The organism is Arsukibacterium sp. (genome assembly GCF_036735525.1).
In the GTDB taxonomy this organism is placed as follows: domain Bacteria; phylum Pseudomonadota; class Gammaproteobacteria; order Enterobacterales; family Alteromonadaceae; genus Alishewanella.
Map to the genome: position 1 here is coordinate 1 of NZ_DAINOE010000057.1, position 20,354 is coordinate 20,354.

Sequence of the window (20,354 nt, forward strand, 5' to 3'; positions counted from 1 at the left end):
TGTAAGTTGATGGACTACGGTAAGTTCCTGTTCGAAAAGAGTAAAGCTCTTAAAGAGCAGAAGAAGAAGCAAAAACAGATCCAGATTAAGGAAATAAAATTCCGGCCTGGAACTGACGAAGGCGATTACCAGGTAAAACTACGCAACCTGCGTCGCTTCATTGAAGAGGGTGACAAAGCTAAAGTAACGCTGCGCTATCGTGGTCGTGAAATGGCGCATCAAGAGATAGGCCTTGAAATGCTAACGCGTATTAAAGACGATTTAGCTGACATAGCCCTGTGCGAATCTTTCCCTTCACGGGTGGAAGGTCGTCAGATGATCATGATGCTGGCCCCAAATAAGAAGTAATAAGTGCCTTCAAGTTTATTAAGCTGCGGCTTGCCGCAGTTTTTTAACGCCTTATTATTCGTTGTCATTTAACAATGCGAGTTTAAATACTATGCCAAAGATGAAAACCAATAAAGGTGCCGCGAAGCGTTTCAAAAAAACCGCTTCTGGTAACTTTAAACGTAAGCAATCACACCTTCGCCACATCCTGACGAAGAAGACTTCTAAGCGTAAGCGTCAGTTAGGTCCAAAAACCTTAGTCGCTAAAGTAGACATTGCCGGCTTAGTCCGTTGCATGCCTTACGCATAATTAATAGGAGTCAGACATGCCAAGAGTTAAACGTGGTGTAACGGCACGCGCCCGTCACAAGAAGGTGTTAAACCAGGCTAAAGGTTACTACGGTGCCCGCAGTCGTGTTTATCGTGTTGCTTTTCAAGCGGTTATTAAAGCCGGCCAATATGCTTACCGTGACCGTCGTCAGCGTAAGCGCCAGTTCCGTCAGCTGTGGATCGCGCGTATTAACGCCGCGTCACGGATGAATGGTTTATCTTACAGCCGTTTCATCGCAGGCCTGAAAAAAGCCTCTGTTGAAATCGATCGTAAGATCCTGGCAGATATCGCTGTATACGACAAAGCCGCTTTTACTGCTTTAGTGTCTAAAGCAAAAGAAGCCTTAGTCTAAGCTAAGCTGTTTGAGCTGCCACTTCAGGGTGGCAAAAATACCCTCACACTTCGGTCTGAGGGTATTTTTTTGCCTGATATTTAGTGACGAGTTAACAGATATAACTAACGTGACATAAAACGACGTAAGCGACGCTAGTTAAGCGCCGGTGTAAACTGCATAATAACTTGATTATCTTTGAACAGTTGTAAGCGGCTGCCATTTACTTCAGCGCGATCGGCTTGTTGCAGGCTTTGGGTAAATTGCAGCTCCAACTCATTGCCCTCGGCGCAGAATTTGCGGGTGCTGGCGAGGCGCTGCACTATGATGCGGTTAGCGTGCTGCTGAAAGCTGGCGTTAAAGCTGTTACAGCCAGAAAAACCGTGCAGCTTATCTTTGTCAAAAAACAGCCTGACGTTGAGCTGGTATGGCACATATTTATCGGCCAGTTTTTCTGCGCGCCAGACAATACCCTGAAAACTGGCCGGGTTTAAACGATCCGGACAGCTGGCGCCGGGCCAGAATTGCTCAAATTTATCAATCAACAGCTGCGCCTGGCCACCATTTTCAGTATTTTTACGTCCCACCAGCGTAGCGATAACCGGCTTTTGCCGCAGTTTTTCATCTTGCTGGTACTGACGCATCATTGGAATATGGTGCTGAGTATTGGCAACGCTTAGTGGTTCGCCAGTATGGCAAGGGGTAAAGGTAGCCTGATTTTGGTTTAGCTGATACAAACCTAACAATGCCTGACGCGGGTCAACTTTGTTGAATTCATTTTGGCGTTTCAACTGGTAATTAAAGCGCGAATCAATGGGTCTGCCTTGCAAATCCAGCATGGTTAATTGTTGATTATTTAAAAAGTGGAAGGCTGGCAGCGTTTGCTGCTGGTTGACCAGATGCAGTGTACGGCCCTCGAGTAACCAAATCCCGGAAATTAACTGCACCTGACCGCGTTCCAGGTATTCCTGGCGCGCTTCAAAACGGCCATCACGGTACAAATTGATATGGTAGCTAATGCCCGGGCAATCGGCACAAGGCAGGGTGCCGATGAAACTCATATCACTGTCAATAAAGATATGATCCAGATTAGTGGCCACTGCCACAGTGGTATCATTATTATCAACCACATCGTCAATATCTTCTGGCACAGCGACAGCGGTGGGCGCTTGTAGTTGCTCCGGGCTGACAGAAGAGGGCGCAGGAAGCTGACTACAGCCTGCCAGCAGCAGCGCGACTGCCAGTAAGGATTTTTTCATGGGAGTATCCTGTTGCAAATAATGAGGCATTATAACCTAAACTTTGCTGATGCCTAGGCTAGAGCTGTGTCCTTCTTAGCATGTTGTGGGTATAAAGCCAAAATCTCAGCCACCGCTTTGGCTGTAGTTGTCGGTTGTTCCTGCATAAAACAATGGCCACCGGGTACTGTGCTGCTTTGTACCGCCGGGTTTAGCTTGCGCCATTTGGCAATAGCTTTAGCAATAAATGGATAGCTGCTTTCACCATGCAGGATATGCACCGCCGGGCTGGGTTTTGCCAGACGTTGCCACAGCGTTTTTGAGTAAGAGCCAAAGATTTCAGCCTCACGTTCAGGTTGGCATTTCAGGCTCAAGCCCTGCGCTGAGGGGCGCAAAGCATGCTCAATATAAGCGGCCAGTGCAGCAGGATGCCAGTTTTTGAACATACCACGGTTATTCAGGTAAGTAAAAGCAGCCTCTTTGTCTGGCCAATGCTGACGCCGGCGCAGGGCGGCCTTGGCCATCGGGTTTTTATGATATAGCCTGACACTGTCCAGTGAACGCATTACGGTGAGCATTGCCGGGGTAAACAGCACCGGATCCAACAAAATAATGGCTTGAAACGGGCTGGGCGACTGGCTATGGATTAGTGCTGTTAATACCCCGCCAAAGCTGTGACCTAAGCCAAATACCGGCTGGCCGGTAAACCGATGCTGATGAGCACTAAAGGCCTCTGCGGCTAACTCGGCGGCCGTGTCCCAGCCTAAAAATGGCCCGCCATGATCACTATCGCCATGGCCCTGGGCATCAGACAAAAACAGATCATAGTTTTTGCTTAACTGCTCAAGCATAGGTTGATACATAAAGCTGCAAAAGCCATTGCCGTGCAACACATGCAATAGCGGCCTGCCGCTGGGTTCACTGTGATAGCCGCGAAGAGTAAAGCCAAAACGGGTAGGGAAATGCCAGGGAATAAGGGGCACTTTAGCGGGTACCGAAAAGTTTATCACCGGCATCACCCAGTCCGGGTATAATATAACCTTGCTGGTTTAAGCAGCGATCAATAGCCGCCGTGTAAAGCTCAATGTCAGGATGCGCTTCGGCTAAGGCGGCAATCCCCTCAGGTGCAGCCACTAACACCAGCGCTTTTATCTGCTGACATCCTTGCTGTTTTAATAAATCTATAGTGGCGATCATAGATCCGCCAGTGGCCAGCATAGGGTCGACTATTAACGCCGGGCGCTGCTCTATGTCAGGCGCCAGCTTATGAAAATAAGGGACTGGTTTAAGGGTACTTTCATCACGGTAAATACCGACAACACTAATGCGGGCACTGGGAATGAGGTCTAACACGCCATCCAACATGCCTAAGCCCGCACGTAAAATAGGCACTATTGTCACTTTTTTACCCTGAATTTGTTCAATGTCACAAGGCCCGCTCCAGGTATCAATGCTCACAGTGGCAGTGGGTAAATCGGCCGTCGCTTCGTAAGTCAGTAAACTGGCCAGCTCACTGGCTAATTGGCGAAATTGCTTAGTGCTAATATCGACTGCCCGCAATAAACCAATTTTATGCTGCACCAATGGATGCTTAAGGTGCGACACTTTCATGTGGTGAGCGGCTAAATAAGAGCTTGGCATCTTAAATGTCCTGTTTAGGGTTTACCTTGCACATAATAGCTCACTTGCGCCCGCGGGTTAAGGTATTCAACAACTTGCTCAGGGAGTGCAGAGGGCATAATGACTTTACTGATCATTAATTTGTCAGCCTCCAGCGTAATCACCGGCGCTTCCAGCCGGGGCACGTCTGGATCATAAATCATTACATTGGGCAGCAATAAATGTTCACTGTTAACTGACATCACCATTGCCACCCTGTTGTCATTAAGCATAACAAGGGTTCCGGGCGGATATACCCCCATCATACGGATCAGCATTTTCATCTCCTGCTCACCCAATTTGCCTTTCATGCTGCGATATAAATGTGATAGCGCATGGTGCGGTGAGCGACCTTTGCTGCCATCGCTGGGGTGGCAAAGATTATCGAAGGCATTAACCACAGCTACCAGTCTTGCCAGAGGATGTATTTGTTGATTGCTCAGCCCTTTAGGGTAACCGCTACCGTCTATATGTTCATGGTGTTGCTCGAGGATGACACTGGCTTCAAGCGGAAAATTATCGGCTAAGCTGACTAGTTCAGTACCAAATCGGGTATGAAGCTTTAATAAGTTAGCTTCTGGCGCCGTCAGTGGCGTAGTTTTGCGTAAAATTTGAGTGGGAATTTTAAGTTTTCCCACATCATGAAACAGTGCACCTATACCCGCTATTTTAATGTTCTCAGCGCTATAATCGAGATTTTTAGCCAGCATCATGCTAAGTATCGATACGTTTAGGGCATGGTAATACAGGTTTTCCTGTTCTTTGCTGCTACCGGACATCAGGTGCAGCACCAGACTTTGCGCATTGACAATGTTGTCAGTGAGCAAACCGATCAGCTGATCGGCTTCTGAAATGGCATTCAATGGCCTGCTGCCCAGCAGTTTCATTAAACTTTTCACCTGGTTTAATGAATGCTGAAAGGCTTTTTCTGTTTTTTGCAAATCGCGACGATGTGCCTTAGCTTGCTCAATGCGTTTCATTTTATCTTGCTGCAATCTGGCCTGAGCTTCACTTAACTGACAGTTGAAATTAATATCTTCATCGTCAGGGCATTGAAGTATATCGCTTTGTATTTGTTTGCTTTTTTCAGGATAAAAATAGACATAATCAAGCCCAAGAGACTGAATAATCTGAATTTGCTGGGCATTTTCTATGGTTAAACTACTGCTGAGAAACGGGTGTTTCAGCCAGCCACTGGGGAGTTTAATGGCATAGCCCAGCTTAATTTGATCTGGGGTGATTTTCAGACTGCTCAAGCAGCCTCCGATAACAGATAACTCAATAAATTGAGTGTAATAAAAGACAGCGCATTTAGCTATGCGCTGTATCAAATTAGCGTTGATGTAGTCTGGTAAAAAGAGTCGCACCTGTTATAAAAGTGCTGACTGATTTAAAAAAAGGGGCGCACTTTTTTGCAAAAGTGGCCCCAACCAGGTAACACAAATCAGAAATTGATGGTGTAACGTAAGGTCCAGACCGAGCCTAACCAGTCATGAATACTGCTGGCGTAACCGTCGGTAGGTGAAGACGCATAAGGAGGCTTTTTGTCAGTGATATTACGCACAGCCAAATTAACCCGGCCATAGTCGGCAAAGTCATAACCAACACTGGCATTAAAAACTAACCAGGCTTTCACTTCCTCATTATTAAACTTAAAGTCACCGTCACCCATGCTGGCAACATATTTACCGCTTAAGCTGGCAGACCAGTTATTCAGTGTCCAATCAGTACCAAAATCGGCAACAAAGTCAGGGCGTGCTACTTCGTTGGCACCGCTTAATTTACCGAGCAAATCTTCTGCCGGGAAATCCGGGCTGATTTGCCGCTCATAACTCAAGGTTTTAGTCGCATTGGCGTAAAAGTTAAAACGGCCAGCTTGCTCGGTTTGCAAACGGTAGTTTAGTTTGACATCGACACCATCAGTTTTTTGCTGACCAACGTTAAAGAAGCCGGTACGTAAGAACACTAAATCTCCATCGGTACTGACCACACAACCAAAGCCTGGCAGGTTGCTTTCATCGGTGACCGTAGGGGCAGTACCCGCTAAACAGTTACGTAAGGTGGTGTTGGCATCAACGTCTACGATATCCTGGTGATCATAACGCCAATAATCAGCGGTTAGTTGCAGGTTGTCTGACAGATTCCAGGAGAAGCCAATGTTTACCGCTTCTGAGCTTTCAGCACTTAAATCCGGGTTACCACGGGTTTCCTGATCAAAGCTGACTTCATCAGTAAAGCTGCCGCACAGCGCATCAAACTCTTCACCTGGTCCACAGTTAATATAGCCGGTGGCTAAAGCCTGACCGGCACCTAATTGTGACAGTGAAGGGGCTCTAAAGCCGGTGCTCCATGAGGCGCGGGCGATAAAGTTATCTGTCGCACGCCAGCGTAATGACAGTTTAGGGTTAACATCACCACCAAAATCGCTGTAACGGTCATAACGAATGGCTGCAATGGCATCCAGGGTGTCCGTTATAGGCAGGTTAAATTCGCCATATACTGCAAATTGATTTCGGCTGGCCTGGGCATCACGGGCGCCTAATCCATAAACACCATCGGCAGCAGCGATAGGGGCTGGGGTATCTTTAATATCTTCTGAACGGTATTCACCACCAAATACTGCCGCTACGGCACCAGAGGGTAACTCAAACAGATCGCCGCTAATGTTAAAATCCAGGCTGTAGGTTTCAGAGCTACCAACACGGGGCGCTTGCTCACGTAGCGCAGCTAAGGTGGCTTCTGAGTTATCACGGCCCAGATTAAACGGATTAAAGCTTTGATTGGCGATACCTGCGAGCACACCGGCGCGATTAAAGTAACCACGGATATGGCGCACTTCATTGTCGGTTTGACCGAAACTGGCTGCAGTCTCCCAGCTCCAGTCTGCCAGTTCACCACGTAAGCCGGCTAATAAGCGTAATGATTCGGTATCAAAAGATTGCTGACGACGCTCAGGAAAACGGGTTCTGACAATAATATTGGCATTGGTGGGGTTACGATCTTGCACATACGCCGGTACAAAGCTGGCATTAAAGGGCACTGTTACGGTATAGGCTGTGGCAGAATCGTAGGCTGAACCTTGGTTGCGCTGATACATCGCTTCGCCAAAGAACTCCAGATTATTATCCAGTTGTTGCAGGTGGCTGAGGTTAACCCCCAGATTTTCGGTTTCAGGCTGAATGGCCCGCTCTGACACATAGTCATAACGGCATTCAGTACCGCCACGCACGGTATTAGTACCACACCATTGCTCAGGTGAGTTTACCCCGGCAATGCCCAGCGAGGTGCGAAGGGCAAAGGTGACATCAATAGGGCGGTCAACATTGAATAAGGCGTTACGGTTGAAGTAATCCAGTACCACAGTGGTATTACTGGTAGCAGTGTTAAAGCCGCCGACGTAAGTCAGGTTATAACGGCCGAAATCACTGCTTTTATTATCATCACCATACATCAGCGACAGCTCATGGCCTTCAAAGTCTTTGCGCAAAATAAAGTTGATGACGCCGGCAATCGCATCTGAACCATACACAGAGGACGCACCATCGGTTAGTACTTCAATGCGCTCAATGGCAGACATTGGGATAGTATTAACGTTTACAAAAGAATCGGCACCATTAGCAAAAGAGTCGACAGCAACGCGACGACCATTCACCAATACCAGAGTAGAGCTACTGCCCAGTCCCCGTAAACTGACACCTGAAGAGCCCGCGGGCGCGCCGGACGCCGTTGCGGTGGCACCGTTCTCGCTAAAGGTACCAGCACTGGCCGCTTGTGGTAAATCACGTAAAAAGGCACTGACACTGTCATAGCCACGGTTAGCCAAATCTTCACGATTGAAGATTTGCACCGGGTTAGCCCCTTCCATATCCACGCCTTTAAGGCGGGAGCCGGTGATTTCAATTTTTTCAATTTTTTGTTCGGTAATACCTTCTTCAGCCATTAGCGGGCTGCTGACACCAGTCATCGCCAGCAGGGTAGCCAGTGATAATTTTGAGCGCTTCATAGTTGCTTTGATATACATACACATTCCTCTGGATAGCAAACGTTGCCTTAGGGCAATCTGATAAAAAAAGGGGGTGCGTCAAAACAGAAGCCTAGCCAGTAGCTTTGCCTTTTGCAGACATAGTCATAGCACCATAAAGGTGGACAGAATAATGCGACAAATTAAGGCGTTACTAAGTTTGTTAGCTAAGAGTTTTCAGGGAGAAATGCCTCTGCCTGACGCAGAGAGCAAACTAATTATTAAACCACTCGGAGAGATAGAACACAGAGCAGTAGTAGGCTGAACGCATTACAGCGCATTTTTGCATGACTAGCTCCTGTCTGGTTTAAGTTGTGTGGCCTAAAGGTGTCTGAATGGCCAGATGTTGTCAAGTGCTATTTTGTAGTGCTGACAAAAGTTCCCTGATAACTGAAATATTGTTAGCGATAGCTAGCTTCTCGGTAGATGCGGTGTAATTTTTACATGAGATATACTGATAAATGGGTGTTGTCTGACCAGTTTTGTTCTGGTGACTTGACAGTGGAAAGATTCAAACGTACATTTCAAACACTTGTTTAAATGTTGATTTGACTATGCTCAATAAAGCCACAACCCAACAAAAAATTCTTGATGCGGCACAAAGCTTATTTGCTGAGACAGGTTTTAACGACACGTCTTTACGGCAAATTACTACGTTGGCTGAAGTAAACCTGGCGTCAGTTAATTATCACTTTGGCTCTAAAAAAGAACTGATCCAGGCCGTTTTGCAACGTTATCTGCAAGTATTGATGCAGCGTTTAGAGCAGGAGTTTAACCAGTTGCTGGCGGCACAAAAACCTAATGATTTAACCGTTGTGCTATCCGTATTTGTTAAACCTTTGCTGGAACTGAATACTGTACAGCGCAATGGCACACGCATTTTTTTGCAGTTATTAGGCCGTGGCTATACCGATGTACAAGGCCATTTGCGCTGGTTTATCAATCATCACTATGGCCGGGTACTGGATAAATTTGTACTGTTAGTGCAGCAGGCCTGCCCACAGTTACCCGCCAGTGAGTTGTTCTGGCGCCTGCATTTTTGTCTGGGCACAGTAGTATTTACCATGGCGTCTAATGAAGCGCTGGCCGAAATAGCTGAAGCAGATTTTAAAGAGCAGGTCGATATTGAAGGGGTTATCCGGCGGTTAATCCCGTATTTAGCCGCGGGTATTGCCGCAAAAGATTTTCTACAACATCCATCGTTAACCGTGATAGCAAGCCAAGGGCTTGGAGGACAATAAAATGGTTTATTTTTTAATTTTACTTAGCATAGTGGTGCTGATATTGGTGGTTACGCCAGTGCGCCGAGGCCTGTTGTCTAAGCCAATCTTCCGGCTGTTTAAACAGATTCTACCACCGTTATCTGATACCGAGCGCGAAGCGATGGAAGCGGGCGATGTCTGGTGGGATGGTGAGTTATTTAAAGGTAAACCTGACTGGCAAAAATTGCACAGCATACCCAAACCGCAGCTGTCTGTTGAAGAGCAGGCTTTTATGGATAATCAGGTAGAAACCCTGCTAAGCATGCTGGACGATTTTAACATAGTTCAGGAGCAGCGCGACTTACCAACAGAGGTGTGGGATTACATTAAGCAGCAAGGCTTTTTTGCGATGATTATCCCGAAAAGCTACGGTGGCCGTGAATTCTCTGCTATCGCCAACTCTACTATAGTGTCGCGTATCGCGACCCGCAGTTTAACGGCGGCGGTAACAGTGATGGTACCTAACTCTTTAGGCCCAGGTGAATTATTGATGCATTACGGTACCCAGGCGCAAAAAGATCGCTGGCTGCCCACACTGGCCAATGGAACTGATGTGCCATGTTTTGCCTTAACCGGGCCGGAAGCAGGCTCTGATGCCGGTGGCATTCCGGATACCGGTGTTATTTGTAAAGGTCAGTTTGAAGGCAAGGAAGTGCTGGGTATTAAATTAAACTGGGACAAGCGTTACATCACGCTGGCCCCGGTAGCGACAGTATTAGGGCTGGCGTTTAAATTATATGATCCAGAGCAACTGCTGGGTGATAAAGAAGAGTTGGGTATTACTTGTGCACTGATCCCGACTTCGCACCCTGGGGTAGAGATTGGCGATCGGCATTTCCCGATGAATATGGCCTTTATGAATGGCACGACCTACGGCAAAGATGTATTTATTCCGCTGGAGTGGATTATTGGTGGCCCGGCCTACGCCGGACGCGGCTGGCGTATGCTGGTTGAGTGTTTATCTGCCGGCCGGGGCATTTCATTGCCGGCGCTGGCCACCGCTACCGGCCATTTAGCCACCCGCATGACCGGCGCTTACGCTTTTGTGCGGCAGCAATTTGGTATGTCGATAGGTAAATTTGAAGGGGTGCAGGAAAGTCTGGCGCGTATTGGTAGCTTTACCTATACATTAGAAGCGATGCGGGTGATGACAGCCGGTGCTATCGATTTAAAACTGAGCCCCTCTGTTGTGACAGCTATTGCCAAATATCATATGACCGAGATGTCTCGTACCTTATTAAATGATGCCTTTGATATTCATGCCGGTAAAGCCATTCAATGTGGACCGATGAACTATCTGGCGCATGGCTATATGGGCATCCCCGTATCCATTACGGTGGAAGGGGCTAATATTTTAACCCGTAATCTGATGATCTTTGGCCAGGGCGCCACCCGTTGCCACCCTTATGTACTGGCAGAGCTGGAAGCAGCGGCAAACCCTGATGCAGAAGAAGGCTTAGCGCAATTTGATCAGTTACTGATAAAACATGTGGGTTTTGCTGTGGGCAATACCTTTTCGGCGCTGTGGCAGGGCTTAACCGCGGGCGTATTTAACAGTTCGCCGGTGGCAGGTGAAACATCGCCTTATTATCAGCAATTAAGCCGGATGAGCCGCGCCTTAGCGCTTAGCGCCGATATCTCAATGCTGATGCTGGGCGGCGATTTAAAACGCAAAGAGATGCTGTCAGCCCGTTTAGGGGATGTATTGAGCCAATTGTATATAGCCTCCGCTGTATTGAAGTTTTATGAAGACAATGGCCGGCAACAGGCTGACTTGCCTTTTGTCCATTTCAGTGTGCAACGTGCGTTGTTTGAAATTGGCAAAGCTTTTGATGGCTTTTTTGTTAACTTCCCTCACCACATAGTAGCAAGACTGATACGCACTTTGGTATTCCCTTTTGGCATAGGTTACAAAATGCCCAAAGATGAAGTCGCGCAGCAAATATGTGAAGCTATCTCCAAGCCTGGCGTTATCCGTGATCGTTTAAGTCACTTATGCTATATCGGTGACAGTGAGCAGGATGCCACCGGCTTAATGGAGCAGGCGTTTATTGCCAAATATGAGGCGCAGCCGTTATTGAAAAAAATCTATAAAGCACAACGTGACGGTACCCTTGCCCGTAAACAGCCATTGCACGATACTATTGAGCAGGCGCTGGCCGCTGGGGTGATTGCCGCAACGGAAGCTGAGCAGTTGCACCGGATGAACAACTTACGCTTTAAGTCGATAAGTGTTGACAGCTTTAAACCTGGTGTACTTGAAGCCTTGGCGTTAAAGAAGCAGCAGGCTGCCTGAGGCCAGGCATCATTAAAGCAGAGTAAATGCCAATACCTCAACGGATAGCGGCTATGGTTTTAGCGCTGACACGCCGGTTAATCTGGGCGGCTTTTGACGGGGTACTCAATATGAAGGGACGCATATTGCGTATTTTGATAATTTACGCGGCCCGGCCGGCCAGCTGCTGCAGGCTATCCGGCTGGGCACCCAAGGATTGGTAAGTGTATTCTCATCGCCATCGGAGTTGTATCTGAATATGCAGTTGTTTCGGTCTTGATCTCTCATCACGATAGCAAAATTGGCTAACAATTCATTGCAACGGACACATGTTTCGCTGCGCTAACAAATTAAATGACACATCAATAGGCACTCAAAAATTCGTCATAAGGTATGTTTGGCTATGGTTTTCAGGTTCTATGACAAGTTTCTCTCAATCGTAAAATATTGGTTAGCTATTTTAGCGGCCGCAACCCGCAATTGGCTGGGTAGTCAGGCGTTTATTTATGCCGCTGCATTGGCGTTTTTTACCGTTTTTTCTATTGCGCCCATCCTGGTGGTGGTGGTCGCTCTGGTTGGGCTGGTGATGGGGGAGAGCGCTGTTCAGGGGGAGCTGTTTGCACAACTGGAGGGAACGTTTGGTACTGAAGTGGCTGGTGTAGTGCAAACGGCCGTGATTAATTCACAAATTGACCAAAGTGGCATCTGGCCGGCTATGATTGGGATCATTGCCACTATTCTTGGTGCCACTACAGTATTTGCGCAGATGCAGCAGTCGCTGAATCAGATCTGGGATGTTGCGCCTCGTCCAGCCAGAAATAACCTGTGGATCTTCATCAAGAGCCGCTTGCTGTCGCTGACCATCATTCTGGCTATCGGCTTTATTCTGCTGGTGTCGTTGCTGTTGTCAGTGGCCTTGCGCAGTATCATGCTGTTTGCTGAAGAATGGTTGCCAGTGCCGGCTTGGGCCATGGTGGGCATGGAGTTAGTGTTGTCGCTGCTTGTCATTACGCTGCTGTTTGCAGCCATGTTTAAGATTTTGCCCGACGTAAGGCTGGTTTGGCGAGATGTGCTACTCGGTGCCTTTATCACCGCAGTTTTGTTCACAGCGGGCCGCTCTCTTATCTCCATTTATCTGGCGTATACTGCAACGGCTTCTGCCTATGGCGCTGCTGGCTCTTTGGCGCTGCTATTGCTCTGGGTAAACTATTCCTCAATGATTCTGCTGTTCGGGGCGGCCTTTACCCGGGCGCATCTCGAGGGCAGGGGCAAGCCCATTCGTCCGAAAAGTACGGCGGTATGTGTGCATCGGGAATTAATCGAGGACCTGCCACAGAATTAAGGCTTAGGCTTGCAGAGCTATCTCAGCCAGTGTTTATGTTATTGTGATGCTTATATTGGCTTGGGCGTCGTGTAAAATCGTATAGCGATGAGTGCTATTATGTAAATCTGTATGGCTTATAAAGTTCACTGAATAAATCTATTAAGGATAATAAATGCGCGTTTTGCTCCCCATCTTGCTGAGTCTGACTCTGGCAGCCTGTGCTGTGGCTCCAGATAACAATCAAATTATTGCCAGTAATGCCTATACTTCAACGGATAGCAGCTATGGTTTTAGCGCCGACAAGCCGGTTAATCTGGGTGGATTCTTGCGGGGCACTCAATATGAAGGGGCGCACATTGAGTATTTTGACAATTTGCGCGGGCCCGCTGGCCAGCTGGTGCAGGCTATCCGTCTAGGCAGTTGCTGTCCGTTTGAAGATAGCAGCTTACCTTTTGGTGGTGGTTTATTGGATATGTATGAGCTGCGGTATGACGGCTTGGCGAAACCTGTCGTTATCTATGTCAATCTGTATAAGTTTGAACAACCCCTGGCGCCCAGCGGTTTTAGCCTGCTGTAATTGGCCAGATGTCTAGTATGCTAACAACGGTTGAACTTGCTGCCTTTGCCTTGGCTGCCGGGGCAGGAGGCTTGCTTCGCTTTGTGGTTACTCAGCACATTGCAGAAAAATGGGGTGTGCAGTTTCCACTGGCCACCTTAGTGGTCAATGGCAGTGGCGCCTTGCTGGTTGGGTTTTTGGCTGGCTTATGCTGGCAGCTTGGTACTGCCGAAGCTCAGTCGGTAACGGCCTGGCAACTTAGTGCCATCGCTTTTTGTGGCAGTTACACTACCGTCTCCTCTTTTAGCCTGCAAACGCTGAGCTTGTGGCAGAGCCAGCAGCATCAGCAGGCGCTGTACAATATTCTGCTGACCTTTAGCCTGGGAATGATACTGACTGGCTGTGGTTATGCGCTGGCAGCGAGCCTATGGTAAAGTCTGGCGTATATCTGGCGGTGGCCAGCGGCTCGGCACTGGGGGCACTACTGCGCTATGCTTGCTACCTGGGCATACCTGTTAGCACAGATAGCCTGCCGCTAGCCAGTTTGTTAGTGAATATTGCCGGCTCTTTTCTGATCGGTGTTATTGCCAGTATCAGTGCCATGGGCGGTTGTTGGCCGTTGTCTGACTGGCAAAAACAAGGCTTAGTGGCCGGGGTTTGTGGCGGCTTTACCAGTTTTTCCATAGTCAGTCTGGAGTTGCTGTTCATGCTAAAACAACAGCAATGGTTATTGGCCGGCGCTTATATGGTGTTGTCTATAGGGCTTTGGCTACTGGCCTGCTGGGCCGGCTTGCGCAGCGGTCAGCGCTGTAACCGTGTTTTTAACGCCATTCAATAGCACAGTCTTCGCGAGCCATATCCAGTTTGCTGACTGTTTGTGTGTCGGTTGAGGGGGGGCGGCAATCACTGCCGACCCACTGTGGCCCGAGGCTTTTACACATATTAAAATCTAAGACTGTTTGCTCCCCCGATAAGTGCAGCACTGTGGCACTGACCTGCGTCAGACAACCCCAGCCACGATAACCTACGCTGAATTGCTGTTGCTGCCCGGTGGCAATTTTATGTTGCTGACGAATGGTCTGGTGGGCAAACTGATAGTCTACCTGACGAATCTTTTGCAGGGCGGCGGCAGGGGCATTGATGAACACGTTAAAATCATACTCAGGCCCTAAATGGGTATTGCGACCCGTGGCTTTGGCGGTGGCTTTTAACTCAAATACCTGATTTTCATCCGTAACTCTTACCGCATACAGCTGTTCAATGTTTGTTCTGAGTTGTGCTAGTTGTTGCTCTGCGCTGGCGATACTTTGTTGCAGCTGAGCGTCAATAGCGCTTTGCTGCGCTATATTGTGCTCCAGCTGAGTAAGTTGCTGTTGTTTTTCAGCAATTTGCCGTTCCAAAGGCTCCAGCCTGGTGGCTGCATAGATCACGCTGCCGATCAGAGCCAGCGCGCCAAGGATAATTAAACTGACAGAGACGCGCGAGCCAGATTGCAGCTGATGCAGGGTGTGTTGCAGATCTTCAACATCGTTGCTCATTTTGACATCCGCTCAATTAAGCCTTCTACCAGCGTAAAAGAGCGGTTAAAAAACCAAACCACCCGAAAGGCACTGACGGCGACCAAACCTGAGCCACCAAAAATGGATACCAGTACCGTAGTAGAGATCAAATCATTTGAGAACATTTGTACTACGGCATAGATCAGCAGCAAAAATGAGAAACAAGTGAGCGCCAGATAAAGATAGCGTTCAATAGTGAACATTTTCATTAACCGTTCCAGCGCATCCAAGGTGGTTTTTACCAGTTCAGCGTTACCCATAGTCTTCGACCTGTTGTGCTGTGCGTAAGTAGGGGGCTGATACGACAACAGCACCAAGGCTGTTTGTCAGTCACGACACCTGTAATTAAAGCTGTAAATAGCCAAAATGCCAGTGTGCAAAGTCAACAGACTGGAAAAAATACGGATTATGCTTTTAAATAGCTATATCTCTTAGATTTTAGCTGGGTTGCACCAGCATAGCAGGCCGACAGCACATGATGTCCCGTATTGCTCGCTGGTTATTACGCCGGTTTGGTTGGCGCTGTCAGGGGCAGTTACCGGCCTGTTCACACTGTGTGATTATTTTTGCTCCCCATACCTCGAACTGGGATTTTGTGTTGATGTACTTGTACAAACTGGCAATGGGGGTGCGGGTTAGCTTTTTAGGTAAACATCAGATATTTCGCTGGCCATTTGGCTGGTTTTTTCGGGCGCTGGGGGGGATCCCGGTCATCCGTGATCAGCAACAGGATGTGGTTGAGCTATGCAGCCGCTTGTTTGCTGAACAACCACGGTTGTGGTTGGCGATGGCGCCAGAGGGTACCCGCAGTAAAACGGCATACTGGCGTACCGGTTTTTACTATATTGCACTTAAGGCAGGTATACCGGTACAGCTAACTTACCTCGATAACAACACTAAAACCCTGGGTTTAGGCCCCTGCCTGCAATTAACTGGAGATATTCAACAGGATTTTGCGCAGTTGCGGCAGTTTTATGCTGATAAAGAGGGAATACGCCCAGCGTTAGCCAGTACTATTACACCACGACCAAAGTGATCTTAATGAAGGGCAGCTAGCTGCAGTAAAAATTCCAGCCAGTGCTCGCCATCGGCAATGGTCAGGGTGTCAGTATCTCGCCAGACACTGAGCCGCATATGGGGTTTGAGCATCTGTTGCAGTTGTAACAGTTGCTGCTCGTCAAAATGATAACAATGGGCGTTCATCTGATAGGGTAAGTGTTGCAATTTCGGTTGATCCAGCTCGGAGATAAAAAACCATACTTCATCGGCAAGATGACAAGCACGGCGCAGTTTTTTGTCACTCAGTACATCCACCGAGCCCCACAACCGAAAATGCGCATCTGTGTCCTGTACAAACACATCGGGTTCTTTTCCTGGCGTTGCTGTTTTACTTAATTGCGGCTGTTGTTCATACATGATGAGGTAAGCCAGCAAACGTCGGACAAAATGGCTGGCTTCCTCCTGTGGGTAGGGGGCAATATAATGACGCTGCTGGCTGAAACCGGGTTGCAGCTCGCTGTAATAACCCAGATCAAGGCGCACGACCTTGGTATTCATTCGCATGTTTGGCACTCCTGAGCCATAGGCTAAAAGCGCAGTCTAATCTGATTGACTATAGACCATTACGGCTTTGCCGCCAAAATTATGAAGCAAGTTCAGTGCCATTATTAAGTTTAACACTACTGGCGTTTACAGGCTGACAGGCGCTATGCTGTAACACACCCTATCAATGATGTTTAATGTACAGCATGCTGCTTAGGCGGCTAAAGGACGATGATGAAACAGCTTTTTAGTGTGTTATTACTCTGTTGCTTTGCCTTACCACTGGCAGCTGAGCCAGTGCTAAAGCCGCAATACAATGCGGAATTGGCGGCTGAGTTAGGCGCTGATGATTACGGCATGCGGCCTTATGTGATGGCCATATTGCGTGCAGGCCCAAATTTACGGCATGATGCCAAAACGGTGCAGGCATTACAGCGTGGCCATATGGACACCATTGCCCGGCTGGCAGCAGAAGGTAAGCTGGTATTGGCAGGGCCCTTTTTAGATAATGGTGAGCTGCGCGGTATCTATATTTTTAATGTCAGTTCAGTTGAGGAAGCGCAAGCGCTAACTGCAGAAGATCCGGCGGTAAAAGCCGGACGGTTAAGCATGCAGCTGATCCCCTGGTATGGCTCTGCTGCGTTAATTCAATTAAATCAGTTGCATCAGCAGATAAGTAAACAAACGCCATAAATTGCTATGTTTGCAAAATGCCCTAATACTAATATAGAGATTGAACAATATTGTGAACTTTGGCGTAATTAAACTTATTATTAGTTGTATTAGGGGAGCCACAGATGCAAAAAGATTCAGGTAATAACAACACGTCTGAGCAACAATGGCGCGAGCGTTTAACCGAAGAACAATTCCGGGTTACCCGCTTAAAAGGTACTGAGTACCCTTTTACCGGCACTTTATTGCATCATACCGCTGACGGCAGTTACCACTGTGTCTGCTGCGGTACTGTGCTATTTACGTCTGATACTAAGTTTGACGCCGGTTGTGGCTGGCCCAGTTTTTATCAGGCGTTAGAGGATAAGGTACGTTATGTTCCTGATAATAGCCACGGTATGCAACGTACGGAAATTGTTTGTGCTCATTGTGATGCCCACTTAGGCCATGTCTTTGATGATGGTCCGGCTCCCACCGGACAGCGTTATTGTGTAAATTCTGTCTCCTTAACCTTTGTGCATGCGACTAAAGCCTAAAAAAGGCCTGTAACTGTTGTGGTAAGCTTTCAATATCCATTACAATACGCTGCCTTTCAACACCGCTGTACCCTACAATAACGCGGGGGAGGGCTTCACCGATTAATTCATCTTATTGAAGTAAAAGGCCTACACATGACCCTATCACATGCAGAGCAATACCAGAAAAGCTGGCAGGAGCGCCAGGAATACGCCGAAAACATGCAGCCTATCATTGGCCGCCTGTATCGTAACAAAGGAATTGAAGTGGTTGTTTATGGCCGTCCGCTGGTAAATGCCACCACCATCGACATTATCAAGGCTCATAAGTCCGTGGAGCGCTTTGAAGGTGAAAAACTGCGGTTGCGCGAGAGCTTCCCGTTATTAGAAGCCATCAGCAAGATGGATCTGGCCCCCGGCCGCATTGATATCGGTAAATTAGCCTATGGTTTTCTGTTTAAAAATAGCGGTGAAGGCTTAACCCTTGAACAATATTTAGCCCGTGAGCTGGCCGAGTTATTAGATAACGAAGACAAAGTGAAGCCGGTTGATGTGGTGTTATACGGTTTTGGTCGTATCGGCCGCTTACTGGCGCGGCTGATGCTGGAGCGCTCTGGCCCAAGCAGCAAGTTACGCTTAAAAGCGATAGTGGTTCGCGGTGGTAAAGACGGCGATTTGGAAAAACGCGCCAGCCTGTTGCGCCGTGACTCTATTCATGGCCCCTTTAATGGCAGCATTACCGTTGATCAGGAAAACCAGGGCATTAAAGCCAATGGCACCTTTATTAAGGTGATTTATGCTAACTCGCCCGAGCTGGTCGATTATACCCAGTATGGTATTCATGATGCGCTGGTAGTCGATAACACCGGGATCTGGAAAGACGACAAAGAATTAGCCATCCATTTTAAAAGCAAAGGTACTGCCAGGGTATTACTGACCGCGCCAGCTAAAGGTGATGTGCCAAACATCGTGTATGGTGTAAACCAGCAGATGATTTTGCCGGAGAATAAGTTTGTGTCAGCTGCCAGCTGTACCACCAATGCCATTACACCGGTGCTAAAAGCGCTGAATGATGAGTTTGGTATTCGTAATGGCCACGTAGAAACCGTGCATTCTTATACTAATGATCAAAACCTGATTGATAACTTCCACAAAGCCGAGCGTCGTGGTCGTGCTGCGCCTTTGAACATGGTTATCACCTCTACCGGCGCTGCCAGTGCCGTGGCCAAAGCCTTGCCTGAGTTAAAAGGCAAACTGACCGGTAATGCCATTCGGGTACCGACACCTAACGTGTCAATGGCGATTTTGTCGCTGAACCTGAATAAAGCGACCACCCGTGAAGAGCTTAATGCCTTTTTACAACGCACGTCGCTGTTTTCTGAGTTGCAGGATCAGATTGATTTTACCAGTTCAACTGAAATCGTGTCCTCAGACTTAGTCGGCTCACGTTATGCCGGTGTGGTAGATTCACAAGCCACTATTGTTGATGGTGATCGCTGCGTGTTGTACGTTTGGTACGATAACGAATTTGGTTACAGTGTGCAGGTAACCCGTGTGATGAACGAAATGGCCGGCATAAAATATCCAACGCTGCCTATTGCTAAGTAAGTTTATGTTATTACTAAAAAAGCCGCTGATGCGGCTTTTTTTATGGTGCGCCGGGCGACCTTTCAATGAATTCATCAATAATCTCGAAGGCTATCAGCAACAGATGTTAATTGAAAAGATATTAAGTTCACTAAAGGGATGAATGATGAATAAATCAATTGCGGTCTTATGGATGATGAGTTTTCTCATCACCTCTAACACACTTGCTAGTAACTACCACTATGATAACCATGCATTTGATGCAGAAAGTCAAGGTATGCCAAGGCATTTTTATATCAACTTAAAAGAATCATACACACTGGATCCTACAAATGAATATAGAAGCTTAGTTTTATGCACATCAGACGGGAAATACTTCTGTGTTAAAGATGGTCTGTTTACTTTTGCAGTTCCTCTCGACCCATTGAAAGTCGGGGATAATTGGAATATAGAGGGCAGAGATTTTACTGTTAAGAATGAGATAGAGCTAAAGCTACTCGGTAAATCTGAGAAAACTTATTTAATCAGCTCAAAAATTAACAAATATCTAAAGTTTCAGTTCTTTTACTCAATCGAACATGGGTTGTTAGCATTTTCAATCACATCACTGGATGACGAAAATACCGAAAGATATTTTTTGCGTGAGGATAAAGGGTTGGGTAGCCGTAATTAACCTTAAATTTTCGCCGCCCCAGGCGAGCGGCCAAAGCACCGCCAGCTATGCTATCCGTTATACCCTGCGCGACCGCTTAGGCTCAGTAGTCAGCTTAACCAATGAAGCCAATGCCTTAAGTGAGCATCGCAGCTATGACCCCTTCGGTAAGCCCCGTAGAGGTGACTACCGGCAATGGAACCCGGCTACGTTAGCCGGTGTTGTTGGCGCAACGCCATTTACCAGCCGCGGCTATACTGACCATGAGCATTTGGATGATGCGCAGTTGATTCATATGACAAAAATGCAGGAGCAATTTTTGAACGTTGCCGTTTTGAACGGCGACGACCTGTAAGGCGAGCAACAGGACGTTGCGAGTAGGGGGCGGGTGTATGATTACAACATCGGTCGGTTTTACTCCGTCGACCCTGTCATTCAGGCGCCGGGCAATAGCCAGAGCATGAATCCGTATAGCTATATCATGAATAACCCGCTGGCTGGGA

Annotated in this window: 23 protein-coding genes and 1 pseudogene; 16 read left to right on the forward strand and 8 right to left on the reverse strand. The window is 47.7% G+C overall.

Going from position 1 to position 20,354, the window contains the following annotated elements; translation table 11 throughout:
* The 3 genes from infC to rplT form a co-directional block, all read left to right on the forward strand.
* The coding region (infC, locus tag V7D78_RS11620; protein ID WP_333608622.1) for a translation initiation factor IF-3 at positions 1 to 348 on the forward strand (348 nt) is incomplete at its 5' end.
* Between the two features lie 91 nt (positions 349 to 439).
* Positions 440 to 637 carry a 50S ribosomal protein L35 gene (rpmI, locus tag V7D78_RS11625; protein ID WP_082122441.1) on the forward strand — a complete coding sequence of 66 codons (198 nt, stop codon included), beginning with the start codon at positions 440 to 442 and terminating at the stop codon, positions 635 to 637.
* A 16-nt stretch (positions 638 to 653) separates the two neighbouring features.
* The gene (rplT, locus tag V7D78_RS11630) at positions 654 to 1,010 is read left to right on the forward strand and encodes a 50S ribosomal protein L20 (protein ID WP_019676566.1); all 357 of its coding nucleotides are present in this window, start codon (positions 654 to 656) and stop codon (positions 1,008 to 1,010) included.
* A 134-nt stretch (positions 1,011 to 1,144) separates the two neighbouring features.
* On the opposite strand, the gene V7D78_RS11635 is transcribed toward rplT, so the two are convergent.
* The 5 genes from V7D78_RS11635 to V7D78_RS11655 all read right to left on the reverse strand — a co-directional run bounded on the left by V7D78_RS11635 (position 1,145) and on the right by V7D78_RS11655 (position 7,907).
* Positions 1,145 to 2,248: an META domain-containing protein gene (locus V7D78_RS11635; protein WP_333608623.1), complete on the reverse strand. Its 1,104-nt coding sequence runs from the start codon at positions 2,246 to 2,248 to the stop codon at positions 1,145 to 1,147.
* 53 nt (positions 2,249 to 2,301) lie between these two features.
* A complete protein-coding gene (locus V7D78_RS11640; RefSeq protein ID WP_333608624.1) occupies positions 2,302 to 3,243 on the reverse strand; it encodes an alpha/beta hydrolase in 942 nt (313 codons plus the stop codon).
* Positions 3,212 to 3,868 (reverse strand): uracil phosphoribosyltransferase, encoded by a 657-nt coding sequence (gene upp / locus V7D78_RS11645; RefSeq protein ID WP_442886529.1) that lies wholly within the window; start codon positions 3,866 to 3,868, stop codon positions 3,212 to 3,214. Before upp ends, V7D78_RS11640 begins: the two co-directional genes overlap by 32 nt.
* A gap of 14 nt (positions 3,869 to 3,882) precedes the next feature.
* Positions 3,883 to 5,142 (reverse strand): HD-GYP domain-containing protein, encoded by a 1,260-nt coding sequence (locus V7D78_RS11650; protein WP_333608625.1) that lies wholly within the window; start codon positions 5,140 to 5,142, stop codon positions 3,883 to 3,885.
* A gap of 188 nt (positions 5,143 to 5,330) precedes the next feature.
* Positions 5,331 to 7,907 carry a TonB-dependent receptor plug domain-containing protein gene (locus tag V7D78_RS11655; RefSeq protein ID WP_333608626.1) on the reverse strand — a complete coding sequence of 859 codons (2,577 nt, stop codon included), beginning with the start codon at positions 7,905 to 7,907 and terminating at the stop codon, positions 5,331 to 5,333.
* Between the two features lie 554 nt (positions 7,908 to 8,461).
* Between V7D78_RS11655 and V7D78_RS11660 the strand changes: the two genes are divergently transcribed.
* The 6 genes from V7D78_RS11660 to V7D78_RS11685 all read left to right on the forward strand — a co-directional run bounded on the left by V7D78_RS11660 (position 8,462) and on the right by V7D78_RS11685 (position 14,162).
* On the forward strand, positions 8,462 to 9,148 hold the full coding sequence (locus V7D78_RS11660) for a TetR/AcrR family transcriptional regulator (RefSeq protein ID WP_333608627.1): 687 nt from the start codon (positions 8,462 to 8,464) through the stop codon (positions 9,146 to 9,148).
* Position 9,149: 1 nt separating this feature from the next.
* Positions 9,150 to 11,465, forward strand: coding sequence for an acyl-CoA dehydrogenase (locus tag V7D78_RS11665; protein WP_333608628.1), 2,316 nt, complete (start codon positions 9,150 to 9,152; stop codon positions 11,463 to 11,465).
* Positions 11,466 to 11,847: 382 nt separating this feature from the next.
* A complete protein-coding gene (locus tag V7D78_RS11670; RefSeq protein ID WP_333608629.1) occupies positions 11,848 to 12,786 on the forward strand; it encodes a YihY/virulence factor BrkB family protein in 939 nt (312 codons plus the stop codon).
* 154 nt (positions 12,787 to 12,940) lie between these two features.
* Entirely contained in the window at positions 12,941 to 13,345 is a 405-nt protein-coding gene (locus V7D78_RS11675) for a hypothetical protein (protein ID WP_333608630.1), read from the forward strand.
* Between the two features lie 17 nt (positions 13,346 to 13,362).
* Positions 13,363 to 13,758 (forward strand): fluoride efflux transporter FluC, encoded by a 396-nt coding sequence (locus V7D78_RS11680; protein ID WP_333608631.1) that lies wholly within the window; start codon positions 13,363 to 13,365, stop codon positions 13,756 to 13,758.
* Entirely contained in the window at positions 13,752 to 14,162 is a 411-nt protein-coding gene (locus tag V7D78_RS11685; RefSeq protein ID WP_333608632.1) for a fluoride efflux transporter FluC, read from the forward strand. Before V7D78_RS11680 ends, V7D78_RS11685 begins: the two co-directional genes overlap by 7 nt.
* Here the strand turns inward: V7D78_RS11685 and V7D78_RS11690 are convergent.
* Together V7D78_RS11690 and V7D78_RS11695 are read right to left on the reverse strand one after the other, a co-directional pair.
* Positions 14,146 to 14,862 carry a pYEATS domain-containing protein gene (locus V7D78_RS11690; protein ID WP_333608633.1) on the reverse strand — a complete coding sequence of 239 codons (717 nt, stop codon included), beginning with the start codon at positions 14,860 to 14,862 and terminating at the stop codon, positions 14,146 to 14,148. The genes V7D78_RS11685 and V7D78_RS11690 overlap by 17 nt on opposite strands.
* A complete protein-coding gene (locus V7D78_RS11695) occupies positions 14,859 to 15,143 on the reverse strand; it encodes a hypothetical protein (RefSeq protein WP_333608634.1) in 285 nt (94 codons plus the stop codon). Before V7D78_RS11695 ends, V7D78_RS11690 begins: the two co-directional genes overlap by 4 nt.
* A gap of 215 nt (positions 15,144 to 15,358) precedes the next feature.
* Between V7D78_RS11695 and V7D78_RS11700 the strand changes: the two genes are divergently transcribed.
* A complete protein-coding gene (locus V7D78_RS11700; RefSeq protein ID WP_333608635.1) occupies positions 15,359 to 15,919 on the forward strand; it encodes a lysophospholipid acyltransferase family protein in 561 nt (186 codons plus the stop codon).
* A 2-nt stretch (positions 15,920 to 15,921) separates the two neighbouring features.
* Here V7D78_RS11700 and V7D78_RS11705 read toward each other — a convergent pair whose 3' ends face one another.
* Positions 15,922 to 16,446, reverse strand: coding sequence for a YaeQ family protein (locus V7D78_RS11705; RefSeq protein WP_333608636.1), 525 nt, complete (start codon positions 16,444 to 16,446; stop codon positions 15,922 to 15,924).
* Between the two features lie 213 nt (positions 16,447 to 16,659).
* Here V7D78_RS11705 and V7D78_RS11710 point away from each other — a divergent pair, with 213 nt between their 5' ends.
* The 6 genes and pseudogenes from V7D78_RS11710 to V7D78_RS17420 form a co-directional block, all read left to right on the forward strand.
* Positions 16,660 to 17,118 (forward strand): YciI family protein, encoded by a 459-nt coding sequence (locus V7D78_RS11710; RefSeq protein WP_333608637.1) that lies wholly within the window; start codon positions 16,660 to 16,662, stop codon positions 17,116 to 17,118.
* A 104-nt stretch (positions 17,119 to 17,222) separates the two neighbouring features.
* Positions 17,223 to 17,633: a peptide-methionine (R)-S-oxide reductase MsrB gene (msrB, locus tag V7D78_RS11715; protein WP_333608638.1), complete on the forward strand. Its 411-nt coding sequence runs from the start codon at positions 17,223 to 17,225 to the stop codon at positions 17,631 to 17,633.
* Positions 17,634 to 17,768: 135 nt separating this feature from the next.
* Positions 17,769 to 19,220, forward strand: coding sequence for a glyceraldehyde-3-phosphate dehydrogenase (locus V7D78_RS11720; RefSeq protein ID WP_333608639.1), 1,452 nt, complete (start codon positions 17,769 to 17,771; stop codon positions 19,218 to 19,220).
* Between the two features lie 145 nt (positions 19,221 to 19,365).
* Positions 19,366 to 19,872 carry a hypothetical protein gene (locus tag V7D78_RS11725; RefSeq protein WP_333608640.1) on the forward strand — a complete coding sequence of 169 codons (507 nt, stop codon included), beginning with the start codon at positions 19,366 to 19,368 and terminating at the stop codon, positions 19,870 to 19,872.
* Entirely contained in the window at positions 19,841 to 20,206 is a 366-nt protein-coding gene (locus tag V7D78_RS11730) for a hypothetical protein (RefSeq protein ID WP_333608641.1), read from the forward strand. The genes V7D78_RS11725 and V7D78_RS11730 overlap by 32 nt, the downstream gene beginning before the upstream one ends.
* Positions 20,207 to 20,236: 30 nt before the next feature.
* Positions 20,237 to 20,354 (forward strand): annotated as a pseudogene (locus V7D78_RS17420) (RHS repeat-associated core domain-containing protein); the annotation flags it as partial.

Coding starts and splice junctions, on each gene's coding strand:
- rpmI (WP_082122441.1), top strand. CDS start 440: ATGCCAAAGATGAAAACCAATAAAGGTGCCGCGAAGCGTTTCAAAAAA.
- rplT (WP_019676566.1), top strand. CDS start 654: ATGCCAAGAGTTAAACGTGGTGTAACGGCACGCGCCCGTCACAAGAAG.
- V7D78_RS11635 (WP_333608623.1), bottom strand. CDS start 2,248: ATGAAAAAATCCTTACTGGCAGTCGCGCTGCTGCTGGCAGGCTGTAGT.
- V7D78_RS11640 (WP_333608624.1), bottom strand. CDS start 3,243: ATGCCGGTGATAAACTTTTCGGTACCCGCTAAAGTGCCCCTTATTCCC.
- upp (WP_442886529.1), bottom strand. CDS start 3,868: ATGCCAAGCTCTTATTTAGCCGCTCACCACATGAAAGTGTCGCACCTT.
- V7D78_RS11655 (WP_333608626.1), bottom strand. CDS start 7,907: ATGTATATCAAAGCAACTATGAAGCGCTCAAAATTATCACTGGCTACC.
- V7D78_RS11660 (WP_333608627.1), top strand. CDS start 8,462: ATGCTCAATAAAGCCACAACCCAACAAAAAATTCTTGATGCGGCACAA.
- V7D78_RS11665 (WP_333608628.1), top strand. CDS start 9,150: ATGGTTTATTTTTTAATTTTACTTAGCATAGTGGTGCTGATATTGGTG.
- V7D78_RS11670 (WP_333608629.1), top strand. CDS start 11,848: ATGGTTTTCAGGTTCTATGACAAGTTTCTCTCAATCGTAAAATATTGG.
- V7D78_RS11675 (WP_333608630.1), top strand. CDS start 12,941: ATGCGCGTTTTGCTCCCCATCTTGCTGAGTCTGACTCTGGCAGCCTGT.
- V7D78_RS11680 (WP_333608631.1), top strand. CDS start 13,363: ATGCTAACAACGGTTGAACTTGCTGCCTTTGCCTTGGCTGCCGGGGCA.
- V7D78_RS11685 (WP_333608632.1), top strand. CDS start 13,752: ATGGTAAAGTCTGGCGTATATCTGGCGGTGGCCAGCGGCTCGGCACTG.
- V7D78_RS11690 (WP_333608633.1), bottom strand. CDS start 14,862: ATGAGCAACGATGTTGAAGATCTGCAACACACCCTGCATCAGCTGCAA.
- V7D78_RS11695 (WP_333608634.1), bottom strand. CDS start 15,143: ATGGGTAACGCTGAACTGGTAAAAACCACCTTGGATGCGCTGGAACGG.
- V7D78_RS11700 (WP_333608635.1), top strand. CDS start 15,359: ATGATGTCCCGTATTGCTCGCTGGTTATTACGCCGGTTTGGTTGGCGC.
- V7D78_RS11705 (WP_333608636.1), bottom strand. CDS start 16,446: ATGCGAATGAATACCAAGGTCGTGCGCCTTGATCTGGGTTATTACAGC.
- V7D78_RS11710 (WP_333608637.1), top strand. CDS start 16,660: ATGAAACAGCTTTTTAGTGTGTTATTACTCTGTTGCTTTGCCTTACCA.
- msrB (WP_333608638.1), top strand. CDS start 17,223: ATGCAAAAAGATTCAGGTAATAACAACACGTCTGAGCAACAATGGCGC.
- V7D78_RS11720 (WP_333608639.1), top strand. CDS start 17,769: ATGACCCTATCACATGCAGAGCAATACCAGAAAAGCTGGCAGGAGCGC.
- V7D78_RS11725 (WP_333608640.1), top strand. CDS start 19,366: ATGAATAAATCAATTGCGGTCTTATGGATGATGAGTTTTCTCATCACC.